1 protein-coding gene is annotated in these 217 nt (G+C 33.2%); it reads left to right on the top strand.

All coding sequences use genetic code 11. The features are described from left to right. Window positions 1–217, top strand: a 217-nt coding sequence (locus N475_RS25930) for a hypothetical protein (RefSeq protein ID WP_211270599.1), incomplete at both ends; no start/stop codon positions are given.

The raw sequence follows: 217 nt of genomic DNA, 5'->3' as shown, positions 1-217 counted from the left end.
GAGGAATAGAACTTTATCACTTCATTACAAAGCTAAAATTTTTATATCACCTTTATTACAAAGCATTTAGCTTAGGGCGAGATAGGAGCTTTTTCAAATTTATAGAATTGTATATAGAAGCTGATGAGGACCAAATCATCAGCGAGCTAGAAAAAGTTCACGCTAGTATTGAATACAGCATACCAACAACAGGAAGAGGATTATATTGGCTAACAAA

Source organism: Pseudoalteromonas luteoviolacea DSM 6061 (assembly GCF_001625655.1).
Lineage (GTDB): Bacteria > Pseudomonadota > Gammaproteobacteria > Enterobacterales > Alteromonadaceae > Pseudoalteromonas > Pseudoalteromonas luteoviolacea.
Note: the sequence above shows the minus strand (reverse complement) of the source record. Positions and strands in the feature narration are given on the sequence as shown.